Origin of the sequence: Jongsikchunia kroppenstedtii DSM 45133, from assembly GCF_000380485.1 — a bacterium.
Lineage (GTDB): Bacteria > Actinomycetota > Actinomycetes > Mycobacteriales > Mycobacteriaceae > Jongsikchunia > Jongsikchunia kroppenstedtii.
In genome coordinates this window covers 20,016-38,844 of the sequence record NZ_AQYG01000040.1, presented here as the reverse complement: position 1 = coordinate 38,844, position 18,829 = coordinate 20,016, and the positions used below count along the sequence as shown (strand labels likewise).

General features: G+C 67.4%; 17 protein-coding genes. 8 read left to right on the top strand and 9 right to left on the bottom strand.

Translation table 11 applies throughout. The annotated features are described in order from the left end of the window. Nucleotides 1-47: 47 nt before the first annotated feature. The 4 genes from G341_RS0104975 to phoU all read left to right on the top strand — a co-directional run bounded on the left by G341_RS0104975 (nucleotide 48) and on the right by phoU (nucleotide 5,091). Nucleotides 48-1,040, top strand: a complete 993-nt coding sequence (locus G341_RS0104975; protein WP_018178013.1) for an acyl-ACP desaturase — start codon at nucleotides 48-50, stop codon at nucleotides 1,038-1,040. Next, on the top strand, nucleotides 1,037-2,206 hold the full coding sequence (gene dusB / locus G341_RS0104970) for a tRNA dihydrouridine synthase DusB (RefSeq protein ID WP_081622430.1): 1,170 nt from the start codon (nucleotides 1,037-1,039) through the stop codon (nucleotides 2,204-2,206). The genes G341_RS0104975 and dusB overlap by 4 nt, the downstream gene beginning before the upstream one ends. Before the next feature lie 136 nt (nucleotides 2,207-2,342). Further along, on the top strand, nucleotides 2,343-4,355 hold the full coding sequence (locus G341_RS21025) for an LCP family protein (protein WP_051092652.1): 2,013 nt from the start codon (nucleotides 2,343-2,345) through the stop codon (nucleotides 4,353-4,355). Between the two features lie 67 nt (nucleotides 4,356-4,422). Then, nucleotides 4,423-5,091: a phosphate signaling complex protein PhoU gene (gene phoU / locus G341_RS0104960; RefSeq protein WP_018178011.1), complete on the top strand. Its 669-nt coding sequence runs from the start codon at nucleotides 4,423-4,425 to the stop codon at nucleotides 5,089-5,091. Nucleotides 5,092-5,184: 93 nt separating this feature from the next. Here phoU and G341_RS0104955 read toward each other — a convergent pair whose 3' ends face one another. Further along, nucleotides 5,185-6,726 (bottom strand): FAD-binding protein, encoded by a 1,542-nt coding sequence (locus G341_RS0104955; RefSeq protein ID WP_018178010.1) that lies wholly within the window; start codon nucleotides 6,724-6,726, stop codon nucleotides 5,185-5,187. A gap of 285 nt (nucleotides 6,727-7,011) precedes the next feature. On the opposite strand from G341_RS0104955, the gene G341_RS0104950 reads away from it, so the two are divergent. Next, nucleotides 7,012-8,424: an oxygenase MpaB family protein gene (locus tag G341_RS0104950; protein WP_018178009.1), complete on the top strand. Its 1,413-nt coding sequence runs from the start codon at nucleotides 7,012-7,014 to the stop codon at nucleotides 8,422-8,424. On the opposite strand, the gene G341_RS0104945 is transcribed toward G341_RS0104950, so the two are convergent. From G341_RS0104945 to G341_RS21015, 8 genes are all read right to left on the bottom strand, one after another. Then, nucleotides 8,421-9,242: a protein kinase domain-containing protein gene (locus tag G341_RS0104945; RefSeq protein WP_043450676.1), complete on the bottom strand. Its 822-nt coding sequence runs from the start codon at nucleotides 9,240-9,242 to the stop codon at nucleotides 8,421-8,423. The genes G341_RS0104950 and G341_RS0104945 overlap by 4 nt on opposite strands. Then, nucleotides 9,239-10,684, bottom strand: a complete 1,446-nt coding sequence (locus G341_RS22915; RefSeq protein WP_162140700.1) for an FHA domain-containing protein — start codon at nucleotides 10,682-10,684, stop codon at nucleotides 9,239-9,241. The genes G341_RS0104945 and G341_RS22915 overlap by 4 nt, the downstream gene beginning before the upstream one ends. Before the next feature lie 30 nt (nucleotides 10,685-10,714). After that, nucleotides 10,715-11,491: a phosphate ABC transporter ATP-binding protein PstB gene (gene pstB, locus G341_RS0104935; RefSeq protein ID WP_018178006.1), complete on the bottom strand. Its 777-nt coding sequence runs from the start codon at nucleotides 11,489-11,491 to the stop codon at nucleotides 10,715-10,717. 11 nt (nucleotides 11,492-11,502) lie between these two features. Beyond that, the gene (pstA, locus tag G341_RS0104930) at nucleotides 11,503-12,429 is read right to left on the bottom strand and encodes a phosphate ABC transporter permease PstA (RefSeq protein WP_018178005.1); all 927 of its coding nucleotides are present in this window, start codon (nucleotides 12,427-12,429) and stop codon (nucleotides 11,503-11,505) included. Nucleotides 12,430-12,505: 76 nt separating this feature from the next. Then, the gene (pstC, locus tag G341_RS0104925) at nucleotides 12,506-13,603 is read right to left on the bottom strand and encodes a phosphate ABC transporter permease subunit PstC (protein WP_081622427.1); all 1,098 of its coding nucleotides are present in this window, start codon (nucleotides 13,601-13,603) and stop codon (nucleotides 12,506-12,508) included. 56 nt (nucleotides 13,604-13,659) lie between these two features. Further along, entirely contained in the window at nucleotides 13,660-14,784 is a 1,125-nt protein-coding gene (gene pstS / locus G341_RS0104920; RefSeq protein WP_026303260.1) for a phosphate ABC transporter substrate-binding protein PstS, read from the bottom strand. A 146-nt stretch (nucleotides 14,785-14,930) separates the two neighbouring features. Then, a complete protein-coding gene (mshD, locus tag G341_RS0104915; protein WP_018178002.1) occupies nucleotides 14,931-15,812 on the bottom strand; it encodes a mycothiol synthase in 882 nt (293 codons plus the stop codon). A 9-nt stretch (nucleotides 15,813-15,821) separates the two neighbouring features. Continuing rightward, nucleotides 15,822-16,529 carry a response regulator transcription factor gene (locus tag G341_RS21015; protein WP_018178001.1) on the bottom strand — a complete coding sequence of 236 codons (708 nt, stop codon included), beginning with the start codon at nucleotides 16,527-16,529 and terminating at the stop codon, nucleotides 15,822-15,824. Between the two features lie 116 nt (nucleotides 16,530-16,645). Here G341_RS21015 and G341_RS21010 point away from each other — a divergent pair, with 116 nt between their 5' ends. The 3 genes from G341_RS21010 (at nucleotide 16,646) to G341_RS0104895 (ending at nucleotide 18,799) form a co-directional block, all read left to right on the top strand. Then, entirely contained in the window at nucleotides 16,646-17,437 is a 792-nt protein-coding gene (locus tag G341_RS21010; RefSeq protein WP_018178000.1) for an LmeA family phospholipid-binding protein, read from the top strand. Nucleotides 17,438-17,654: 217 nt separating this feature from the next. After that, the gene (locus tag G341_RS0104900) at nucleotides 17,655-18,488 is read left to right on the top strand and encodes a sulfurtransferase (RefSeq protein ID WP_018177999.1); all 834 of its coding nucleotides are present in this window, start codon (nucleotides 17,655-17,657) and stop codon (nucleotides 18,486-18,488) included. Nucleotides 18,489-18,493: 5 nt separating this feature from the next. Continuing rightward, nucleotides 18,494-18,799, top strand: coding sequence for a DUF1416 domain-containing protein (locus G341_RS0104895; protein WP_018177998.1), 306 nt, complete (start codon nucleotides 18,494-18,496; stop codon nucleotides 18,797-18,799). Nucleotides 18,800-18,829 lie beyond the last annotated feature (30 nt).

Below are 18,829 nucleotides of genomic sequence, written 5' to 3'. Positions count from 1 at the left end.
AAAAGTGAGCGGCCGACGGGGCGGCGGACGAGACGACGGGAACTTAGATGGCACGCGAATTGACGCAACTCGAGCTTCTGCAGGAGCTGCAGCCGGTGGCTGAGGAGAACCTCAACCGCCATATGAAGATCGCAAAGAACTGGAACCCGCACGATTACGTGCCGTGGGACGAGGGTCGCAACTTCGCCGAGCTCGGCGGCATCGACTGGGATCCGGAGCAGTCGCAGCTCGATGAGGTCGCCAAGGCCGCGATGATCACCAACCTCCTCACGGAGGACAACCTGCCGTCGTACCACCGCGAGATCGCCCACAACTTCTCGATGGACGACGCCTGGGGCGCCTGGGTCGGTCGCTGGACCGCCGAGGAGAACCGCCACGGCATCGTGATGCGCGACTACCTCGTGGTCACCCGCGCCGTCGACCCGGTCGCGCTCGAGCAGGCCCGCATGATCCACATGAGCAACGGCTACTCGTCAGCGGCCGTCGCCCAGGGCAAGGCCGCGACGGAGCTGCCGGAAGCGTCGATGATCCACTCGGTCGCCTACGTGACCTTCCAGGAGCTCGCCACCCGCGTCTCGCACCGCAACACCGGTCGCGCCTGTGCCGAGCCGCTGGCCGACAAGATGCTGCAGCGCATCGCCGCCGACGAGAACCTGCACATGATCTTCTACCGCAACATCTGCGGCGCGGCGATCGATCTCGCGCCGGACCAGGCGATGACCGCGGTGACCGACGTGCTCACGAACTTCGAGATGCCGGGCGCCGGCATGCCGAACTTCCGCCGCAACGGCGTACTGATGGCCAAGCACGGCATCTACGACCTGCGCCAGCACCTGGACGAGGTCGTCATGCCGGTGCTGCGCAAGTGGAACATCGAGGACCGCAACGACTTCGGCGCCGAGGGCGAGCAGGCGCGCGAGAAGCTGATGGCCTTCCTGGCCCAGCTGGAGAAGGACGCCACCAAGTTCGAAGAGATGCGCGACCGGTCGCTGGCCCGTGAGGCCGCCAAGCGCGAGAAGCTGCGGGCGCAGGCATCCTGACCGCTGTAGCCGCCCCGCCGACGGAGGCTCTGCAGATCGGATCGCTGACTCTGCAGAGCCCGGTGGTGTTGGCACCGATGGCCGGCGTCACCAACGTCGCCTTCCGCACCCTCTGCCGAGAGCTCGAGATCGCACGCACCGGAACGGTTTCCGGGTTGTACGTGTGCGAGATGATCACCGCCCGCGCCCTCGTCGAGCGCCATGAGACGACCATGCACATGGTCACCTTCGGCCCGGACGAGACGCCCCGATCGATGCAGCTGTACACGGTCGACCCGGAATACACCTACGCCGCAGCCAAGATGATCGTCGACGAGAACCTCGCCGACCACATCGATATGAACTTCGGCTGCCCGGTCCCGAAGGTCACCCGCAAGGGCGGCGGATCGGCGATCCCCTACAAGCGCAGGCTGTTTCAGAACATCGTCGCCGCGGCCGTGCGCGCGGTCGAGGGCACCGACATCCCGGTGACCGTCAAGTTCCGCGTCGGCATCGACGACGATCACCACACGCATCTGGACGCCGGCCGGATCGCCGCCGGCGAGGGCGCCAAAGCCGTTGCGCTACATGCCCGTACCGCGTCGCAGCGCTATTCGGGAACCGCGGACTGGAACCAGATCGCCCGGCTCAAGGAGCATGTCACCGAGGTCCCCGTGCTCGGCAACGGCGACATCTTCGAGGCCGGCGATGCGCGCCGGATGATGGACGAGACCTGTTGCGACGGCGTCGTCATCGGCCGCGGCTGCCTCGGCCGGCCGTGGCTGTTCGCCGAACTGTCGGCCGAGCTGAACGGCACCGCCACTCCGGAGCCGCCGGACCTCGGCGAGGTCGCCCGGATCATCGTCCGGCACGGGCAGCTGCTGGCCGACCACCACGGCGAGAACAAGGGCATGCGGGAGATCCGCAAGCATGTCGCCTGGTACCTGCGCGGCTTCCCGGTCGGGTCGGACCTGCGCCGGGACCTCGCACTGGTGCAGACCGTCGCACAGCTCGAAGACCTGGTCGGGCAGCTGCCCGCCGACGCGCCGTTCCCCCGGGACGGCCACGGTCCGCGGGGCCGGCAGGGCTCCCCCGCGGCGGTGGCGCTGCCGGAGGGCTGGCTGGACGACCCGGAGGACGATGCGGTTCCGATCGGGGCCGATGAGCACGGCGGATCCGGAGGCTGACCACGGCGCAAGCCCCGTCGACCTGGTCTGTGATCCAGCCCCCACAGTTGGTCGGCATCCCGGATCCACACGTATCGTGGACCGGACATTTCGGTACGAGACGCATAACGGTGCGTAGGGAATCTTCGAGGTTTTTGTGAGCGACGGCGACGAACGCGACGAGATTCGTCCGCCGCACCCCGGAGACCTGGTCGAACCGGGCGATGGCCTCCGGCGATCGCTCTCCGGTCGCGCGGAATCGGGTCGCCGTCGATCGGTCCGCGAAATCCTCGGCGAGATCGAATCCGCGCCGGAACCACCCCCCGTAGCTCCGGAACCACCCCCGGCCGCGCCGGTTGCTCCGGGCGCACCGCAGGGTCCGGTGCCGGAGAGCGACAACGAGCAGACCCGGGAGATCCCGCGGGTCACGGTCGATCCCGTCGACGGCCCCATCTCTCCCCCGGCCGGCCCACCGCCGGCTGACCAACCCACGACCGCGGCTCCGGCTACACCCACAGCCCCGGCCACGCCGGCGACACCCACCACGCCGCGGACCCGGGCGGCGGCCACCTCGAGTCGAACCGGTCGGCCGCTCCCGCAGCGCATCGCCGCAGCCGTCGGCAACGCCGACGGATCCGTACTCGCCACCCAGGGCGTCCGTGTCGCCATCGCGCTGGCCACCGTCTTCGCGATCATCTGCACCGGGTACGTGTGGTGGGAGGTCGTGCGCGCGGACGGGCGCTGGCACAACGTGTCGGCCATCGACACCAACGACGCGAACATCCGTAATCGCGACGGTCAGGGCGGCGACGAGAACTACCTGATCGTCGGCACCGACACCCGGACCGGACAGAACGGTCGCGTCGGCGCCGGCACCACCGCGGACGCCGAGGGCGCCCGGTCGGACACCGTGATCCTGGTGAACATCCCCGCCGATCGCAGCCGAGTGGTGGCGGTGTCGTTCCCGCGCGATCTGCAGATCGACCGACCCGACTGCGACTCCTGGAACAACGAGACCGAGACCTACACGGACGAGATCGTGCCCGCGGAGACGAACGCCAAGCTGAACACCGCCTACGGCGACGGCGGACCGAAGTGTGCGGTCAAGGTCATCCAGAAGATCAGCGGCCTGAAGATCAACCACTTCATCGGCATGGACTTCTACGGCTTCGAACAGGTGGTCAACAAGATCGGCGGCGTCGAGGTCTGTTCGCCCACGCCGTTGTACGACTACGAGCTCGGCAACATCCTCAAGCGAGCCGGCAGACAGCACGTCACCGGCAAGCAGGCGCTGAATTACGTGCGCGCCCGAAAGATCGAGACGGAGGGTAACGGCGACTACGGGCGGATCAAACGCCAGCAGCTGTTCCTGTCGGCGATGCTGCGCGGCGCCTTGTCCAACAAGGTCTTCACCAACCCGAGCAAGATGACGTCGATCCTCAATACCTTCATCAAGAACAGCGTCGTCGACAACGTCAAGCTCGATGACCTGATGGAGCTGGCGAATTCGATGCAGGGCCTGGACGCCGGGCGGGTCAGCTTCCTGACGGTCCCGACCTCGGGAACCGCGGAAGACGGTTCCGGCAACGAGATTCCGCGCACCGACGACATCGACGCCATCTTCAACGCCATCATCGACGACAAGCCGCTGCCCGGTGAGGCCGGCGAGAAGAAGAAGCAGAACGGCCGACAGAACGCGTCCAGTTCCGCGGCGCCCGCCCCCGCGCCGAGCACCCCGGCCGGTCCCCCGATCACGGCGGCGGTCACCAGCGTCGGGGCGCCGAACATCGGCGTGCGGGTGCTCAACGGCACCGGCACTCAGGGCCTCGCGCAGTCCGTCCAGGACAGCCTGGAGAACGAAGGGTTCGAGGTCCGCGGCGTCGCCGACGCTTCACAGCATCACGACACGACCGTCGTCCGCTACGGACCGGGCGAGCAGCAGTCGGCGGCCACGCTCGCCAGCATGTTCCCGGGCGCCGCGATCCAGCCGGATCACACGGTGAAGTCGGGCGTCGAGATCATCGTCGGCAACGACTACTCCGGCTCGGTGGGATCGGTCCCGGCCCGCGGCACCCAGCTGACCGTGACCCAGCTGCCGGAGACCAGCACCAGCGAATCGCTGCCCAACGACCTGCAGATCACCAACGCCGGCGATACCTCCTGCGACTGACGCCTATTCATCGCCCGTTCACGCCGCGTCGACCGAACCGCCCTTGACCAGCGGGTAAGGTTGTTCCATGCGTACCGTCTATGTAGAACAGATGGGCGAGCTCAACGACGTGCTGGGGCACATGTGCGAGTTGGCCGGCGTCGCGATGGAGCGCGCCACCCAAGCCCTTCTGCAGGCCGATCTGGCCGTTGCCGAACAGGTGATCTCCGATCACGAGCAGGTGACCCAGCTGTCGGCCCAGGCCGAGGAAAAGGCCTTCGCGTTGCTCGCCCTGCAGGCACCGGTCGCCGGCGACCTGCGATCGGTCGTCAGCGGCTTCCAGATCGTCGCCGACGTCGACCGGATGGGCGCCCTCGCCCTGCACGTCGCCAAGGTCGCCCGGCGTCGCCATCCGGCCAAGGCGCTGCCCGAGGAGGTCAACGGCTACTTCGCCGAAATGGGCCGTCTCGCAGTGCAACTGGCCAACACCGCCCGCGAGGTGCTGACCACGCAGGATCCCGAGGACGCGTTCCGTCTGCAAGAGGACGACGACGCGATGGACGACCTGCACAAGCATCTGTTCACGGTGCTGATGGATCGCGAGTGGAAGCACGGGGTGGCCGCGGCGGTCGACGTCACCCTGCTGGGCCGCTACTACGAGCGCTTCGCCGACCACGCCGTGCTGATCGGCCGGCGCGTGATCTTCCAGGTGACCGGCAAGACCCCCGAACAGTTCGCGGGCAAGCCGAGCGAGTAGCTCCCCGACTGGGGGCGTGAACATAGCGGGCCGCCGTGGACATCGTGTCCACGGCGGCCCGTATTTCGTCACGCTCCCAGTCGGGAGTCCTGCCTACTTGCCCGCGATGTCCAGCGCCGCCAGGTGGCTGAACAGCACCGATGCGCCGATCGGATTGCCGCCGCCCGGGTACACGTAACCGCTGACCGCGGCCATCGTGTTGCCGGCCGCATACAGGCCGCCGATGACCTCGCCGGCCGCGTTCAGCACGCGTGCCTTGGTGTCCGTGCGCAGGCCGCCCTTGGTGCCCAGATCGGAGATGCCGAACTGCGCGGCATGGAACGGCCCCTGATCGATGCTGACCAGCGGCGACTGGCCCTCGGTGAACGACCGGTCATACGCCTCGTCGCCGCGACCGAAGTCGTCGTCGGCGCCGGCGGCGACGAACTTGTTGAACCGCTCGACCGTCGCGACCAGCGCGTCGGCCGGCACGCCGATCTTCGCGGCCAGCTCTTCGAGCGTGTCGGCGGTGTGCCACAGGCCCGCGTCGACGTACTTCTCCGTCTCGACCATCGAGACGTTGGTCGCCTTGCAGGGCGGAACCTCGCCTTCCTTGTCGTCGTAGATCATCCAGTACGGGAGCGTCACGCTGCCCTCGTCCATCTGGCGGATGATGTCGCGACCGAGGCGGTCGTACGGGGCCGATTCGTTGACGAACCGGTTGCCGTCCTGGTTGACGAAGATGCCGCCGGTGAACCACAGCGCGAACGCCGACTCGCCGCCCGGATGCGTCATGCCGGGCGACCACCATGCCTGGTCGAGCAGGTCGGTGTCGGCGCCGACGGCCTGGGCGGCCTCGAGTGCCTTGCCCTGATTTCCCCACGGTCCCATGGTGTCTCGCGCGACGCCGGGCACGCCGTACTTGGTGCGCAGCTCCTGATTCTGCTCGAACCCACCGGCCGACAGGATGATGCCCTTGTTGGCCTTGATCGCCACCCGCTCGCCGTCGCGCTCGACGATCGCGCCGGCGACGTTGCCGTCATCGTCGGCGACGAGGTCGACCAGCGCGGTGTTCAGATGCAGAGAAGCGTTGGGGTACTTGGCGAGTCCCATCAGGAACCGGCCGACGAGAGCCCGGCCGCCGATCAGCATGCTGTTGTCGGCCGGCACCCCGAGGCGATCGTTGTCCAGCGGACCGCGGATCTTCGACGCCAGCTCTTCGCCGACCTCGTCGAGCGGCAACGGCGCCGGGACGACGTGGCGCATGCCGTCCAGCTTCGCCTTGGGCGCCTTGCCGAAGTAGTCCGGCCACGGGTAGGCGATGAACGAGAAGACCGGATCCTCGAGCAGGTACTCGATCACGGTGCGACCGCGGTCGACGTAGGTCTCCTGCAGATCCTTCGAGGTCCGGTCGCCGACGACCGCATGGAAGTACTCGTGCGCGTCCTCGATGCTGTCGTCGGCTCCGGCCGCGACCAGGACCGGGTTGACCGGGAACCAGACGCCGCCGCCGCCCGAGTACGACGTGGTGCCGCCAAACTTCTCGGTCGCCTCGATCACGGCGACCCGCAGGCCTTCGCGGGCGGCGGTGTACGCGCCGGCCAGTCCGCCACCGGTACCGACGGCGATCACGTCAACTTCTTCATTCCAGTCCACGCTGGTTCTCCTTCCGAAGGGATGTTGCCCTTGAGTCTCTCCAGAAACGCTAGGGCTGCCACCGCAGCCGCACCCGGCGCGATCCCGCTGACCGGACATTCACGCACGCCGAGTGGACATTCATGTTCACCGACCGGACCGCTATGTCCACTCGATGGGCGTGGCCGTCCGCTCGACGCGCGTGAGTGTCCGCTCGGCGTTCGTGAGTGTCCACTCGACGGGTGTCCGAGCCGGATCGATGGTGATACGCTTTTGTCTATTCGTCTCATCGACCTCGGAGGCACCATGACGGTGACGGCACCGGACACCCCCATCGACACCTCGATCCCGCTGGCCGACCTCGACTTCAACCGCCGCGGCAACGAGGATCGGCCGCAGCGTCCGATCCCGCCCGGCCGGGACATCTTCGCGCCGCGCTGGCGGCGCAGCCAGGAGTTCCTCTTCGGCCCGTGGATCGACATCGACGCCGAGCTCGGCCCGAACGATCTGACCCGGGCTCGCGACGACTACTTCTGGCAGGCCGACGAGCACATGATCGGCATCGTCGACATGTTCGAGCGCATCGGCGCCCGCACAGCACGCCCGATGTTCGAGCAGGCGCTCACCCAGGGCATCGACACCGTGGACGACCCGCCGCAGGAGCTGGTCGAGCTGTTCGAGCACCTCGACCATATCCCCGACTGGTTCGACCGCGAAGCCGCCGAGCGGGGACGGCTGCTCGTCGCGTCGGCGACCCTGACCGCCACTGCCGTCACGGCCGGCTGGGCCTACTTCGAGACCGCGATGACCGGCGACATCTCCGCCGCCACCGGAGCAACCGGACGTTTCAAGAACGACGGCGTGCGGCGCAACATCGAGACCCTGCGGATGTTCGCCCTGATGACCACACCCGAAGTGATGCAACGGGATTCAGAGGCATTCCACACGGTCATCCGGGTACGCCTGATGCACGCCTTGGTGAGCCGCGGACTCAAGCGCAAATGGGGCGAGGAGACCTACCGCACCTACGGCGAGCCGATCGCCGCGTCATCGCTGCTCGGGTTCGGCAACGGCCCGGTCCTGATCCGGCTGGTCGATCACCAGCTCGGGCGCCGGCTGTCCCGACGCCAGCTCGACGACATCGCGATGTACTCGGCTTACACGTCGTGGGCGCTCGGCGCCCCGGAACGCTTGCGCTGCAAGGACGGACTGGAGCTGGTCAAGTCGCTCAACTACATCTTCGCGCGCGGCGGCGAGCCGTCGAAGTGGCGCGCGGAGGTCGTGGACACGTTCGCCGACTACCAGCACGAGGTGATGAAACTACGGCTGCGCAATCGGCCGCAGTTCATCCAGGATCGTGCCGACGTACTCAGTCGGGCGACGACGGCCGGGTTCTATTTCACCCCGCTGGCAATGGTTTTCGGCCCGTCGCAGGTCGACGACTTCGTCGAGGGATCGGTCTTCGAATCGCTGGGCCTCAACTACAAACTGCTCGGACTCGGATACGAGGGGATGGCCCGGGTGGCCGCTCGCGGCGCCGCGGTACGCGACCTGGTCCCCGGGATCGACCTGCTCCGCAAGCGGCTGTTCCGCGAGGGCCCCATCGGGGTCAAGGCGCTGATCAGTCAGCTCGAACATGTCGCCGAGAAATACCACAACGTCTCGCTCGACTACACCCACCACGACGAGTCCACGAGTGGCAAAGGATTCACCGGCTAGAGCAGGCCTTCGATCCGATCGGCCAGCTCGGCGGCGGTCGGCACTCGATCGTCGACGGGTGCCAGCGCCTCGCCGACCACATCGCGTTCGGCGGCACTCAACCGGGCGCTGATCACCGGCGTCGTCGACTGAATCGTCCGGATCGCCTGCAGCGCAGACAATTGCTGCAGATCGCCGAATAGGCTCTCACCCGACAGCACCCGGTTCAGGCAGGCGCCGAGCGCCCAGATATCGGTCGCCCGCGAATGCCGTTGGCCGACAAGCGTCGACGGATCGACGTAGTCGAGCTGCCCGGCCGGACCGGTGCCGAGAACCGCGGTCGACGAACTCAGCACGCGGGTCAGCCCGACGCCGGACAGTCGGCCGCCGTTGTCGGTCAACAGGATCCGAGCGGGCGTGATATCGCCGTGCACGATCCCGTGCTCATGCAGGTCGTGGGCCCCGCGGGCGGCGTCGGCCAGCGCCTGCACCGCATGGCGCCGATCCGGACGCGACGGCCCGGCGAGCGAGCCGAGCGGAAAGTACTCCATCGCGTACAGGAACTGTGACAGCAGCACCGCGTCGTGCACCCGTGCGAGGTAGCGCGACCCGGCGGCGGCGTACGCCCGCAGCTCGTGGACCGCGCGCTCGAACGCCTCAGCACCGCAGGGTGTCGAGTACACCTTGAGCACAACATGTTCGGCGTGGACGAGCGGTGCCGAGCCGGCCGGCGAGCGCAGCCGCTGCGGGGTGAGGGCCTGGTAGTAATGCGCGTGGCCGCCACCGCCGAGATCGCCGACGACGCGGTAGTCCGCGAAGGCCTCGATGGTCGTGGTCATGGTGTCCACCTGTTCGGATAGCCGGGCGGGCCGTAACCGGGCGGCGGGCCGTAGGGCGGTGGCACCGGAGGTGGCGGGCCATACCCGGGCGGCGGCCCCGGCTGCGGCGGCATCGGGGGTGACATCGGAGGCGGCGGCATGGCCGGTGGTGGCATCGGAGGCGGTGGCATCGGGGGCGGCGACGCGATCGGCGCCGATTGGTGCGGACCGGAGCTGGAATGCGCTGTGCCGTGTGGTGATTCGAAGAGCATCGCGCGATTTCCGATGCGGATCTGCGCGCCCGGAACCAGCGGTACGTCCTGACCGGGGGCCGGTCGGCGCCACCCCTGCTGCCCGGGCAGCCAGACGAAGGTCCCGTTGACCGATCCGGCATCGAGCAGCCGCACATCCCACTCCACCAGCCGGATCTCGCAGTGGGCCCGCGACATCGCACCTGAATTGTCGGCCAGCCGAATCGAATTCAGCGGACCGACGCCATCGGCGGCGATACCGCCGCGACGTTCGGCGGTCGGCTCCGGGTCACGACCGATGAGGAGATCGCTGCTGACCACGTAGGTGGCGCCATCGTCGATCACCAACAGCCCCAGCGGCGGCCGCGGCCCCTGCACCAGGGCCCCGGTCATCCGGTCGATCCGGATTCCGCACCGCGCGCAGAACTGCAGGCGCGGATCGTTGATATGCCCGTTCGGGCAGAGCAGTCCGTGGATCTGCAACTGCGCCACCGGCTGCACCGACGCCACGTCCACCGCCGACACCTGCGTCCGGGCGTTGGCCAGGTCCGCATCGGCGTCGCCGGTCTCCGGAATATCGTCACTCGGCGGCACCAGGGTCGGCGCCGCGGCGCGCCGGCGTTGTCCCTCGACCCGACTGGTGCCGTGCTGCGCCAACGGCTTTCGGCTGGTGTCCAGCGAGTCCCAGTCGGCCGGATCATCCAGCCGGGCGCTGATCTGCGGGACCGCGAGCTCGGTCGGCGAATCACCGACCGCTGCAACGACTGTCCAGATCACCAGACCCCGAGCCGGCACCATCCCGGCGTCGAAAGACAGCAGGGCCGTGGGTTCCGCGATCGCGGAGGACGGACCGGCGCCACCATCGGCGATCAGCGTGACCCGGGCACCGGCGGCGACCCGATGCGTCTGCGCCGTCTCCACCGAGGCACGAATGATCTGCGACTCTCCCGCCGCATCGACCAGCACCGCCGCCAGACCGGCGACGAAGAGGTCGAGATGATCGCCGGCATCGACCAGCACCGCGAGCGCCGGGGTGTCGCCGGTGTCGGCCAACCGCTGCCCGATCACGGCGGCGATGGCCGCCGGTTCCGCCTCGGCGAGTACCGCGAGCAAGGCGGCCGCCCGATCGGCCGGAATGCCATCGATGACTGCGGACAGCCGACCGCGGCGCAACGCCAGGCCGGATCCGGGCAGCACCGAAGCAAGACTCACGGTTCCCATCATGGCCTATCGGCCACTGGGCTACCCGAAACGACCTGAAATATAGTCTTCCGTGGCCTTCTTGTCCGGGTTGGAGAAGATCGTCTCGGTGTCGTTGATCTCGATCAGCTCGCCCGGCTGACCGACGCCGGACAGGTTGAAGAACGCCGTCTGATCGCTGACCCGCGCCGCCTGCTGCATGTTGTGGGTGACGATGACGATCGTGTAGTCCTTCTTGAGCTCGGTGATCAGATCCTCGATCGCCAGCGTCGAGATCGGGTCGAGCGCCGAGCAGGGCTCGTCCATGAGCAGCACGTCCGGCGACACGGCGATCGCCCGCGCGATGCACAGTCGCTGCTGCTGACCGCCCGAGAGGCTGCCACCCGGCTTGCGCAGCCGGTCCTTGACCTCTTCCCACAGGTTCGCGCCGCGCAGGCTGCGCTCGCAGACCTCGTCGAGCTGGGACTTGTTGCGTACGCCCTGCAACCGCAGCCCGGCGACCACGTTGTCGCGGATCGACATGGTGGGGAACGGGTTCGGCCGCTGGAACACCATGCCGATGGTGGTACGCACGCTGACCGGGCTGACGCCGCGGCCGTAGATGTTCTCGCCGTCGAGCTCCACCGAACCCTCGACGCGCGCGCCGGGGGTCTCCTCATGCATCCGGTTCAGCGTCCGCAGCACGGTCGACTTGCCGCAGCCCGACGGGCCGATGAACGCCGTCACGTACCGCGGCGGCACCTGCAGACTGACGTTCTTCACGGCGTGGAACTTGCCGTAGTAGATGTTCAGATCATTGATGTCGAGTCGTTTAGCCATGGCTGCAATACCTATTTCGTCTTGGGCGCAAGGAACTTCGCGATGAGGGCCGCGATGATGTTCAGCACCGCGATGATGATGATCAGGGTGAGCGCCGCGCCCCAGTAGTAGAACGCGGACGCATCGGACGCGCGGGCCCAGGCGTCTTTGATGAAGAGCGGCAGCGAGTTCATGCCGCCCTCGAAGGGGTTGACGACCGTGGTCGCCAATGCCGGCCCGGCGAGGATCAGCACCGGCGCGGTCTCACCCATGACGCGGGCGATCGCCAGGAAGATGCCCGACAGCATGCCGGACAGCGCGGTCGGGATGACGATCCGCACGATGGTCTTCCACTTCGGGATGCCCAATGCGTATGCGGCCTCGCGCAATTCGTCCGGCACCAGCTTGAGCATCTCTTCGGTGGACCGCGTGACGATCGGCACCATCAGCAGGATCATCGCCAGGCCGACCGCGAATGCACTCTGCCCCATGCCCATTCCGATGGTCCAGATGCCGAAGATGAACAGCGTCGCGACGATCGACGGCACGCCCGAGAGCACGTCCACCATGAACGAAGCCGGCTTGGCCAGCTTCGACGTCGGGTACTCCACGAGCATCACGGCGGTCATCACCGCGATCGGCACCGAGATCACCGTGGCGATCGCCGCCTGGATCAGTGAACCGAGGATGGCGGGCCAGACACCGGCGTTGTACTCGCTGTTCATGTCGACACCGAGCGAGTTGCCGAACCACCAGTGCGGATCGGTGATGGCGTCCATCCCGTTGCCGATCACCGCGGATCCCAGCCACACCAACGGAATCAGGGCGATCACGAAGCAGACGCCGAAGAGCACGAACGCGGCGTTGCTGCGGAATCGCCGAGACCGCGAGATCGGCCGGAATGCGCTGGGGGAACTCTTGACCGGTTCGCCGGGCGCCTTGTCCAAGGCGATGCTCATGCACGTACTCGCTTCGCTCCGTGCGCGCACGAGGCACAGGCACGCTGTGTTTGATGATTCGCTCGCTGCCGCTCGCTCATCCGTTGACCTTCCTGCCGGCGATCAGTCGGGCGATCGCGTTGACCACGAAGGTCAGGACGAACAGCACCAGGCCGGCCGCGATGTACGCCCCGGCGCTCTGCGTACTGCCCGTGAACTCACCGACGTCACGGGCAATCTTGGAGGCGAAGGTGTCGCCGCCCTCGAACAGCGACCACTTGAGGCGTCCCGAGGCCGACGACAGGATGATCATCACCGCGATGGTCTCGCCGAGCGCGCGGCCCAGGGCCAGCATCGACGCCGCGACGATGCCGCTGCGTGCATAGGGGAACGACGTCAGCCGAATCTGCTCCCACTTGGTGGCACCGAGCGCCTGCGCGGCCTCCTTCTGCCCGGTCGGCGTCTGCCGCAACACCTCTCGCGTGATCGAGGTGATGATCGGCAGCATCATGATCGCCAGCACGATGCCGGCGGTGAAGACGGTGCCGCCGCCCGAGATCGACACCTTGCCGGTGGCGAAGAGCGGGAACCAGCCGAGATTGGTGTTCAGCCAGTCCGCGATAGGCGTCAGCTTCGGCGCCAGTGTGTAGAAGCCCCAGAGACCGAAGATGATCGACGGCACCGCGGCGAGCAGATCGACGGCGCCGCCGAGAATCCGGGTCACCGACCGCGGCGCGTACTCGACCAGGAAGGTCGCGATCCCGATCGCGACCGGCGTTGCCAGGACCAGCGCGAACACCGAGCTCAGAACGGTGGCCCGGAAGAGTTCCCAGACACCGAATTTCGCCGTGCCGTTGTCGAACGAGGCGCCGTCGGCGACCCAGTCCGACGAGAACAACAGATTCGCGTTGTTCTTCGAGATCGACGGGATCGCCTGCACCAGCAGGTCGATCGCGATCGCCGCGATCAGCAGGATGACGAAGAGTCCGACACCCTTGGCCAGAAAGGAGAAGACGTGATCGCCGACGGACGACGCCGACCGGCCCAGCGCGCTCGGCGTGGAACCCGACGAGGGCTGGCGTGCGGCTCGCGCTGCGCGCCGCCGACCGGACTCGACGGGACCGGCCTGGCGCGGTGTCTCCACCGGCCGGTCCGTCGAGTCTGATTCGGGTTCCAGGGCGTCATCCACTGACATGATCTCTATTCGCTCACGCGTCACAAGTGCTGCTTTTTTCCAGTGACGTCGTGGCGCTACTGTATCGCGTCGATCGCGGTGTCCAGGCGCGCCCGGAACGAGTCCGGCAGCGGCGCGTAGCCCTGGTTCTGCAGGTCAGCGCCCTGATTCTGCGGCGAGGAGGCGACCTTCAGGAAGGTCTTCACCGCTCCCGAGGTGGGGGTGTCACCGTAGTTCGAGCAGACGAGCTCGTAGGTGGCCAGCACGATCGGGTACGCGCCCGGAGCGGTCGGGTTGTAGAACGAGCTGGTGTCGATGACCAGGTTGTTGCTGGCGTCGCCGTTCTTCAGCTTGGCGGTGCCGATGGTCTTCGAAACGCTGTCCGACGTCAGCTGCACACCGGAGCGATCCTGGCCGGTGATGATGTTGGCCTGCTGCAGGTTCTTCTGCTTGGCGAACGACCACTCGACGTAGCCGATCGAGTACGGGGTCGACTGCACGGCGGTGCCCACACCCGGGTTGCCCTGCTTGCCCTCGCCGACGCCGCCGTTGAACTTCTTGCCGGTGCCCTTGGTCCAGCCGCCGGCCGCGGTCAGGTACTTCTGGAAGTTGTCGGTGGTGCCCGACTCCTCAGCGCGGTACAGGACGTCGATCTTCTTCGCCGGCAGCTGCTTGCCCGGGTTCTCGGCGGCGATCGCCGGATCATTCCACTCGCTGATCTGGCCGTCGAAGATCTTCGCCAGGGTCGGACCCGACAGCGCGACACCGTCGACGCCGGGCAGGTTGTAGGCCACCGCGATCGGGCCGAACACCAGCGGCAGGTTCCACGCGTCCGAGCCCTTGCAGCGGCTGCGGGCCTCCGCGGCCTGTGCGTCGGTCAGCGGCGAATCCGAGCCGCCGAAGTCGGTGAGGCCCTTGGTGAAGTCGGAGACACCCTGTCCCGACCCGCCGCCGGCGTAGGCCAGCTGCGAGCCCGGGCAGCTCTTGGCGTAGCTCTTCATGAAGACCTGCATGGCGTTCGCCTGCGCGGTCGATCCGGACGACTTCAGGTTCTGCTTGCCGGCGCAGGCGATGTTCTCCACCTTGGAGGCCTGCGAACTCGTCGCGGAGTTCTTGTCCGAGTTACTGCTGCATGCGCCGAGGATGAGCGCGGACGCGGCGGCCACCGACACGGCGGCAACTGAGGTACGACTCAGATTCACTGTGGATTCCCTTGGTCAGGTGCGCGTCCGTCGAATGGCACGCGCGGTCGAGATGAAAATAGGTGGTGCCGGTGGCCAGTTGCCGCCACCGAGGTGAACGCAGCATGAACTCATCAGCGGCCCGTGCGGACGATCGGCGAACTCGCTCAGGCCGACGCCGCGGAATCGGCGGCAGCGCCGTAGGCGACATCGACGGCGTATCGGGTAAACCCAAGGCGCTCATAGGTTTTCAGCGCAGCGGTGTTATCGCCCTCGACGTAGAGCTGGACGGCCGGCAGCCCCTGATCGGCGAGATACCGCAAACCGGCGAGCGTCACCACGTGACCGATGCCACGACCCTGCGCGGCCGGATCGACGCCGACGACGTAGACCTCGCCCAGGTCGTCCGCGCGATGGATCTTCGTCCAGTGGAACCCCAAGAGCCGCTGGTCATCGGCCGCGTCGAAGGCCAGGAACACGCCGGCCGGGTCGAACCAGTCGGCGCCGGTCCGCTCGTCGATCTGCGCCTGGGTCCAGCCGCCTTGCTCCGGATGCCACTCGAAGGCGGCGTTGTTCACGCGCAGCAACTCGGCGTCCTCCGCAGGCCCGGCATAGGTGCGCAGGCGCAGGTCAGCGGGCACGGAGAGCTCCGGCAGGCCGGTCAGGTCGCGCCGCAGCTGCAGCAGCTCCCGCGTCCGTCGCAGGCCGAGCCGGCGGCCCAGCGCGGCGGCCGCGGGCAGATCGCCATGCGCCCAGATCCGCACTCCCGGAAAGGTCTCGAGGAGCTGGCCGGCGAGCACGGTCCCGATGCCGCGGCCCCGGAAATCGGGGTCGACCACGACCTCGGCCATCGGCGGCTCGTCGTCGCGGCCGGGCGTGACATTCGCATATCCGACGACCCGGCCGGCGATCTCGGTCCAGACATGCTCACCGTCGCGATCGACGAGCAGGACCGACTGCTCCCCCAACGGCGCCACGCCGTCCAGGGCGGTGGCCGCCGCCAGCATGGAGTGCACGTCTACCCGCTGTCGATCCGACAGTGTCGCCATCAGTGAGCCTCAGCCGGCGGTGTCCTCGGAATCGGCCGCATCCCCGCCGCGCGAGGGCCGAACCGCCTTGTATCCGACATTACGCACCGTCCCGATCAGCGCCTCGTGATCGGAACCGAGCTTGGCGCGCAGGCGTCGCACGTGCACGTCGACGGTGCGGGTGCCGCCGAAGAAGTCGTAACCCCACACCTCCTGCAGCAGCTGCGCGCGGGTGAACACCCGACCGGCGTTCTGCGCCAGGTACTTCAGGAGTTCGAACTCCTTGTAGGTCAGGTCGAGCGGACGGCCGCGAAGCCGGGCCGTATACGTGGACTCGTCGATCACCAGATCGCCCAGCGTGACATCGCCGGAATCGTCGGTGCCGGCGTCGCCGTGCGACCGCACCAGCAGCAACCGCAGTCGCGCATCCATCTCGGCGGGACCGGTGGCCGGCAGCAGAAAGTCGTCGATTCCCCAGTCGCCGTTCACGGCGACCAGTCCCCCCTCGCCGACCACCGCGACGACCGGCGCCCCGGTTCCGGTGCTGCCGAGCAGCCGACACAGCCCGCGGGCGGCGGCCAGATCGGTACGCGCGTCGACCAGGACGATCTGCGACTTGCCGGCCTCCATCAACGACGACACATCGGCCGCGGCGACGCGGACGGTGTGCGGCAGCAGGGATAGCGAAGGCAGCACCGATTCCGGTTGGGGATCGGCTGTCAGCAGCAGAAGATCCACGCGGCGCCCTTCTCATCGATTTTTCCACCGCTCGAATGGGCCCAGCTTTTCCGACCGGTGAAAGTTAGGTGACAGAATAGCCGGAACCAGCGCAACGCCTGAGGGGAAGGAGCCGCGTGCGAAAGCTCATCGTCGCGGCGATCGCCCTGGTAATGAGCGTGGCCATCCTCGCGGTAGTGGCGGATTTCACTACCGGCATCGTCGCCGAGTATCGCTTTTCGCGGTCGTTACGGGCCGCGGCCGACCTGCGCAGCGATCCCGAGATCACCATTTCCGGCTTTCCGTTCGCCGCGGCGGCCAGTCGCGGAAAGTATTCGCAGATCGGGATCACCGCACGCAACGCGCTGGTCGGCGACGGACAACAGGTGGATCTGCGTTCCCGGATCTCCTCGGTGCGCACCCCCAGTTGGCTGATCGGCGAGAACACCGCGTTCCACGTCGACTCGGTGGATTCGTCGATCAAGATCGACTCGGTCAATCTCGGCCGTTTCCTGCATATCGTCGACCTGACCGTCACCACCCCGGCGAACAAGAACGATGCCGGCGGCGGCGGACCGCAGGACGGCCTGCTGAGCAAGTCCACCGGAATCCTGCTCACCGGTTCGGTGCAGCTCGACGGAAAGAAGCAGAAGGTCAGCGTGCTGGCCGATCTGTCGGTCACCGGCGGCGCGTTGTCGGTCCGCGCCACGGGCCGCTACTCGGGCCCCGAGGACCACGTCTCGACCCGCATCGCCGACGCCGATCTGCCGGGCGTGCTCGCCCAGTTCAGCGCCACGCTCCCGGCGCTTCCGATGCCGTGGGGAATCGCACCGACGACCGCCCAGACCCAGGGCAGTGACGTCGTGCTCCAGGGCACCGGCGGGGCCCGTGAGCTGCGGCTGACCGACTTCCGGCCGCACCCTGAATGACCCCGGTGGCGTGCTGTACCCTCGTCCACATGCAACTCGAGCTGCTGCTCACCCGGCGCCGTGCGATCGATTTCTGTCGCACCGCCAATTGTTGCTGTCGATAAACGGTGACGTGCGCTTTCTGGCGCCATAGCTTCACCTTCTCCCCCGTGGTCCCACGTCTATTCGTGCTGTCCACACCCCCTCAGATGTCTCCATTTATTGAAAGGAATCACCCATGGCTCGCGCCGATGTCCTGGTCTCCGCAGACTGGGCCGAGGAGAACCTCAACGCAGACAAGGTCGTATTCGTCGAGGTCGACGAAGACACCAGCGCCTACGACGGCGGGCACATCGCCGGCGCCGTCAAGATCGACTGGAAGGACGACCTGCAGGATCACGTCAAGCGCGACTTCGTCGACGTCGACGGCTTCTCGAAGCTGTTGTCCGCCAAGGGAATCGCCAACGACGACACCGTCGTCCTGTACGGCGGCAACAACAACTGGTTCGCGGCCTACGCCTACTGGTACTTCAAGCTGTACGGCCACGAGGACGTCAAGCTGCTCGACGGGGGCCGCAAGAAGTGGGAGCTCGACGGACGCCCGCTGAGCACCGACACCGTGAGCCGCCCGGCCACCAACTACGTGGCGAAGGCTCCGAACAACAACATCCGCGCCTTCCGCGACGAGGTCATCGCCGCGATCGGCACCAAGAACCTGGTCGACGTACGGTCGCCTGACGAGTTCTCGGGCAAGATCCTGGCGCCGGCTCATCTGCCGCAGGAGCAGAGCCAGCGTCCGGGCCACATCCCGAGCGCCATCAACGTGCCGTGGAGCAAGGCTGCCAACGAGGACGGCACCTTCCGCGCCGACGACGAGCTGGCCGAGCTGTACGCCACCGCCGGTCTGGACGGGCAGAAGGAGACCATCGCCTACTGCCGCATCGGCGAGCGTTCGAGCCACACCTGGTTCGTGCTGCAGGAGATCCTGGGCCACGAGAACGTCAAGAACTACGACGGCAGCTGGACCGAGTACGGCTCGCTGGTCGGCGCGCCGATCGAGTTGGGAGAGTAAGAGATATGTGTGCTGCACCGAAGCAGGGTCAGAAGCTGCCGGCCGGCGTCGACACCGAGAAGGAGACCGTCCTGACCGGTCAGGTTCTCGACGGCGCAGGTAGCCCGGTCGCCGGCGCGTTCGTCCGGCTGCTGGACGGCAGCGGCGAGTTCACGGCCGAGGTCGTCGCCTCCGGCACCGGCGACTTCCGATTCTTCGCCGCGCCGGGCAAATGGACGCTGCGTGCACTGTCCTCGACGGGCAACGGCGAGGTCGTCGTGTCCCCCGAGGGCGCGGGCGTCTACGAGAACGACATCACCGTCACGAAGTAATTCCGTACCGGGTTGACACCCGATACGCCG

Excerpts from the sequence above, each read along its gene's own strand:
- G341_RS0104975 (WP_018178013.1), top strand. The coding sequence starts at position 48 with ATGGCACGCGAATTGACGCAACTCGAGCTTCTGCAGGAGCTGCAGCCG.
- phoU (WP_018178011.1), top strand. The coding sequence starts at position 4,423 with ATGCGTACCGTCTATGTAGAACAGATGGGCGAGCTCAACGACGTGCTG.
- G341_RS0104950 (WP_018178009.1), top strand. The coding sequence starts at position 7,012 with ATGACGGTGACGGCACCGGACACCCCCATCGACACCTCGATCCCGCTG.
- G341_RS0104945 (WP_043450676.1), bottom strand. The coding sequence starts at position 9,242 with ATGACCACGACCATCGAGGCCTTCGCGGACTACCGCGTCGTCGGCGAT.
- pstB (WP_018178006.1), bottom strand. The coding sequence starts at position 11,491 with ATGGCTAAACGACTCGACATCAATGATCTGAACATCTACTACGGCAAG.
- pstA (WP_018178005.1), bottom strand. The coding sequence starts at position 12,429 with ATGAGCATCGCCTTGGACAAGGCGCCCGGCGAACCGGTCAAGAGTTCC.
- pstC (WP_081622427.1), bottom strand. The coding sequence starts at position 13,603 with ATGTCAGTGGATGACGCCCTGGAACCCGAATCAGACTCGACGGACCGG.
- mshD (WP_018178002.1), bottom strand. The coding sequence starts at position 15,812 with ATGGCGACACTGTCGGATCGACAGCGGGTAGACGTGCACTCCATGCTG.
- G341_RS0104900 (WP_018177999.1), top strand. The coding sequence starts at position 17,655 with ATGGCTCGCGCCGATGTCCTGGTCTCCGCAGACTGGGCCGAGGAGAAC.
- G341_RS0104895 (WP_018177998.1), top strand. The coding sequence starts at position 18,494 with ATGTGTGCTGCACCGAAGCAGGGTCAGAAGCTGCCGGCCGGCGTCGAC.